Raw genomic sequence first — 4,493 nt, forward strand, 5'->3', positions numbered from 1 at the left:
AGAGTCGTACGGGCTCGCATAGGGGTTGTTGCCACAGCCACCTAGCAACAGGGTTGAAATGCCCGCAAGGGCGATACCACGAAGTACGTTCATTGCGTTATCTCGCTTGGGCAGACCGCATTCATACCGGCGTCGGATGCATCCTGCAGCGCGGGAATCACTCATAAGACAGCAAAATGAACATAAAAACCGCATTGTAAAGGTAACTTTACATAGATTTACTCTGGCGATGCCGTTGGCTAATTACAGTTTCGACCGCAGCAAAGCCCCTGCAATGCAGGGGCTGCCGTTCAAACACTGGATCTTGTCGCCTACTCATACGCCGTAAACGTCAGGGTACCCCTTATCTGGTCGACTTCGCCGTCGGGTTTGCGTACGGCAATGGTCCATTCTTTCCGGGTGTCTGCCTCGTGGTGCACGTCTGCCATGGTATTGAGTCTTGGATCCAGCCAACTGAAGCTGCCTGAGTCCGATAAGGTGACCCAGCTTGGTTCTGCACTGGTGTCGTCCGCTGTGGTGTTGGGGGCCGAGGCAGGTGGCTTGTCGTTTGACGCCTCCCAGCTCGGGCTGGCGGTGTTCACCGATACACCCGTGCGCGTGAACCGCAGGAAGGCTTCACCCTCCGTACCCAGCACGGTCAATGGCTGCTCACCGTTGTAGCGCAGCATGATGCCTGGCCTGGGCGCGGCTAGAATCAAGCTGCTCAGGCCCCGAATTTCAGGTCTGTCCGTGATGCTGGCCTTGACGAACCCCTCTGGCACAACGTCCAGTTCAAGCCCGCCGTGCGCACCTGCCAGCCCGGAGGCTGACAGGCACGCGAGGCCGAACAAAACGAGACCGGTAAAAGCGGTTCTTGTTTGTCCGATAGTCATGCTTGTCTCCTTGCGATTACAGAATATCGAGCGTTGACTCGATAATGCCGTCAGCCGTAACAACGTCCGTTGAGGTCATCACCGGCGCCATGCAAGACAGGCTGGTATTGACGACCGTAATCGGCGCTGACTCTGAAGGCACACGACCCTCTGGCGTGTTCTTGCTGACGAACAACATGTACTCACCGGCAGGAACCACATTGTGGTTGTTGGGCATGGTGAGGGTGAGCTTGTTGCCCGGGCCTTTGGCGATATTGAGCTCAATCGCGCGCTGGTCGCCATCAATCAGGTGCGTCATGACCGTGCGGCGAATCAGCAAAGCCTTGTCGATCTGATCAGCCTGGTCCACATTGATATTGAACCGGTCGCCGATGGTCAGATTGCTCGGCGCACGCTTGATCTGCGGTCGGTCGTTACGCATCGCGTAGGGCGGGGTATAGATCTCGAAGCTCGGATCACGACCGTCATAGGGCGCCAGGCCCAGCCCCTGAAGATCGACAAAGGTCAGGTAGGCAGTATTGATTGGCGAATGGCCGGCAATCATCACACGACCATCGTCCATCAGCACGGCTGTGTTGTGATACGTGCGGGCCTGGTGACCTGTAGCCATCTCTGTCCAGGTACTGGTTTCCGGATCGAAGCGCTCAGCGATACGAATCGGACCTTCCAGCCCCGGTCCTACTACCCCGTCCCTGTCGCCGCCGCTGAAGACAGTAACGCTGCCGTCAGGCATCAGCACATTGGTGCCGTACCAGCGTGGCTGATTCAGCGGGCCTGTGAGGCGGGACTCATAGTCGATCTGATCGCCATTAGTACTGATGCGATCGATACGGCTCTGGGCAGTGGGCAGATAACCGCCAGGGTTGGTCAAGACACCATAACTGGGCACGCCGCCTGCGGTGAGCAGTTCAACGTCGGTGTATTCCCCGTCAGCATTGGGCTTGAGGGGCAGCATTGTGGAGGATGTTGATCCACGCATGCCTCCGGCGATGGCGATTTGCAACTCTTCATCCGATACGCCGAGATCCAATCCGCTCTCTATGAGCGTCTCGGGGGCGGAAACCACATCGCCGAGAACAGAGGTTGTCTGCGCAAGGGATATGTTGCTGACATTCAGGGTGCTGCCGAGCTGATCCAGGCCGACCTCGTCCAGGCGAAGCGGCAGCCCGGCATAGCCAATGTCGGTCCAGCGCTGTGTGGCGGGGTTGTAGCTAGCCGTGATATTCCACAGCGCCTGGTCGTAGCCTTGCCCAAAGGGATTGAAGGCTTGACCGCCGGCGTTGTAGAACACATGCCCGTTTGGCAGCAGGTGCATCCGCGGATACAGCGGAAACGAACGGTCTGCTGTAGTCGGATTCAGCGTCCAGGTCTGGGTGCAGGGGTTGTAGGTTTCGGTTTGAACGACGTTGCGCCCACTGTTGATCGGGTCTTCGGGGTAGACTGGCTTGATCAGCTTGGTTACACCGCTGGCTACAAACACGTTGCCGTTACCCAGCGTCACCAGGGAGGGATACCAGCGACCGAAGTGCATGTCGCCACTCTGAGTCCAGGTGTTGTTTTTCGCGTCGAATATGCGAGAGTTTTTTATACCTTCAAGTTCTGCAACACCCAGAGGCAATCCATCTATACCGGGTTCGGAGTAGTAGTCGGTGCCACCGACGGCCATGATGTCGCCGTTTGCCAGACCAATGACGTCGGAACAGAAGAGGGCGCCATCGTTTTTGCTGGTGTTGTCAGCAGTATCAATTGCACCATCCAGGAAGGTGCCGTTGAGCAGGGTGGTGCTGTCGTTACCATCCGGATTGGCGCCAGCATCCAGCGGAGAGGGTTTGAGCCAGCTGGGTCTGTCGTTCGCATCCAGTGATAGCACGCGGGTCTGGTCGTTGACCGAAACCTCACCAAACTCGCCGACGATCGAGAGTTCTACGTTTTCGGTACCTTCCAGGGCATTGAGATACAACAGCCGTCCATCCTTGAGCAGCGCCATGGTGCCGGCGGCGGGTTTGCATTCGTCCATACCATCGTTGCGGGTAATACACTTTTCATCTGTCTCGATTACCTGGCCATCGACAATAATAGTGGGCTCGGCAAAGGGGAGACTGAAGCTGCCCTTGGCGCTTGATGAAGCCTGTGTGGAAGATGTGCTGCTGGTGGAATCACTGGGCTCGCCCAAGAGACCGCCGAGCAGGCTGGCGCTGACTGCTGCAGGTAAGGCTGCAAGGACCAGCAGGGAGCCTGTTGCAGTAATCAACCGGGTAGGTAGATGGGACATTTGCTTCTCCTGATTTTGTTTTTGTTTGATGCTGTCCGCAGGAAAGGGCGGATCAGGCCCCTGTTTTCTCCAGAGCGGCGTACCGTCTCGCGGTGCGCAACTGTCTCGGACATAAGCCATTACGGGCAGGGCGCAGAAAAAGATGCACCTAGGTAAAAACGCGGCGAACCTTGGCGCTTATGTCGCCTTTTGTGTATCACGGAAGGATAATTGGGGGTCAGATGAATGTTAATCCGGCTGATCTTTTGCTTATCTAGCTGGCTTTCCCGTCTGAATGCCGGCAAGGTCTTCGTCGGTAAAGAGCTGAGACCTGACACGCGCACAAATTAGCCGTTTTCCTTTCGGGGTAACCCATGACTGAAGCAAGAATTGCCATTATCGGCGGTGGTTTGGCGGGGCTGTACGCGGCTTACCGGCTGCACCGGCTGGGTATCGCCTTTGACCTTTTTGAGGCGCGTAATCGACTAGGCGGTCGCATCCTGGCTACCGTATCGGGTGATTTTGATCTCGGGCCATCCTGGTTCTGGCCGGATTTCCAGCCGCGCATGCATAACCTGGTTACGGAGTTGGGTTTGCCGGTGTTTGAGCAGTACACCGCCGGTGCGACGATGATGGAGGACCGGGCCGTCGGAGTGGTGCGCCGCGAAGGATATGTGTCGGGCAATACATCGATCCGTGTCGAGGGTGGAACCTGCCACCTGGTGGCGGCGCTCACCGCCCTGATACCACCAGAACATCTGCACCTGAACGCCACCTTGAAGGCCGTGAACCTTGACGGGACGGCAATTCAGCCCGTGTTTGCCGACGGCCCGGACCTATTACGGGCCTATACGCATCTATGGCTGGCGCTGCCCCCTCGGCTCGCAGCCGGTATCCAATTCAGTCCCGCTCTGCCCGAGCCGGATTTGATGTCGCTGAGGGCAATACCGACCTGGATGGCTGCTCACGCTAAGTATGTTGCCCACTACGCCAGACCGTTTTGGCGCGAGGCGGGGCTATCGGGTGCTGCCTTCAGCCGGATAGGTCCTTTGGCTGAAATTCATGACGCCTGCAACAACCAGGGCGCCGCCTTGTTTGGCTTTTTCGGGATCAATGCGGCTCAGAGAGCTCGTTTGACTACATCTGAAATTAAAACCGCTTGTCGAGGCCAGCTGATGCGTTTGTTTGGCGAGCAGGCGGCGAATCCTGTTGAGGATTCCTTTTACGACTGGGCGGCTGACCCCCATACAGCTGCAGACCAGGACCGGCTCTCATTGGGCGAGCACGGTGCACTGCATACGGACATTGTGCTCACTGCGCCTTGGAAAGACAGGGTGCGTTTGATTGGTAGCGAAGCCGCGATTGAACAG

Annotated in this window: 3 protein-coding genes; 1 reads left to right on the plus strand and 2 read right to left on the minus strand. The window is 57.3% G+C overall.

Annotated features, from left to right (window positions below; translation table 11 throughout):
- Positions 1–311: 311 nt before the first annotated feature.
- Positions 312–872, minus strand: coding sequence for a hypothetical protein (locus ABYA88_RS15420; protein ID WP_373188271.1), 561 nt, complete (start codon positions 870–872; stop codon positions 312–314).
- Between the two features lie 16 nt (positions 873–888).
- Positions 889–3,144, minus strand: a complete 2,256-nt coding sequence (locus ABYA88_RS15425; RefSeq protein WP_373188272.1) for a galactose oxidase-like domain-containing protein — start codon at positions 3,142–3,144, stop codon at positions 889–891.
- 353 nt (positions 3,145–3,497) lie between these two features.
- On the opposite strand from ABYA88_RS15425, the gene ABYA88_RS15430 reads away from it, so the two are divergent.
- On the plus strand, positions 3,498–4,493 hold a 996-nt coding region (locus ABYA88_RS15430; protein WP_373188273.1), incomplete at its 3' end, for a flavin monoamine oxidase family protein.

This window comes from Halopseudomonas sp. (assembly GCF_041579695.1).
GTDB lineage: Bacteria > Pseudomonadota > Gammaproteobacteria > Pseudomonadales > Pseudomonadaceae > Halopseudomonas.

Coding starts and splice junctions, on each gene's coding strand:
- ABYA88_RS15420 (WP_373188271.1), bottom strand. CDS start 872: ATGACTATCGGACAAACAAGAACCGCTTTTACCGGTCTCGTTTTGTTC.
- ABYA88_RS15425 (WP_373188272.1), bottom strand. CDS start 3,144: ATGTCCCATCTACCTACCCGGTTGATTACTGCAACAGGCTCCCTGCTG.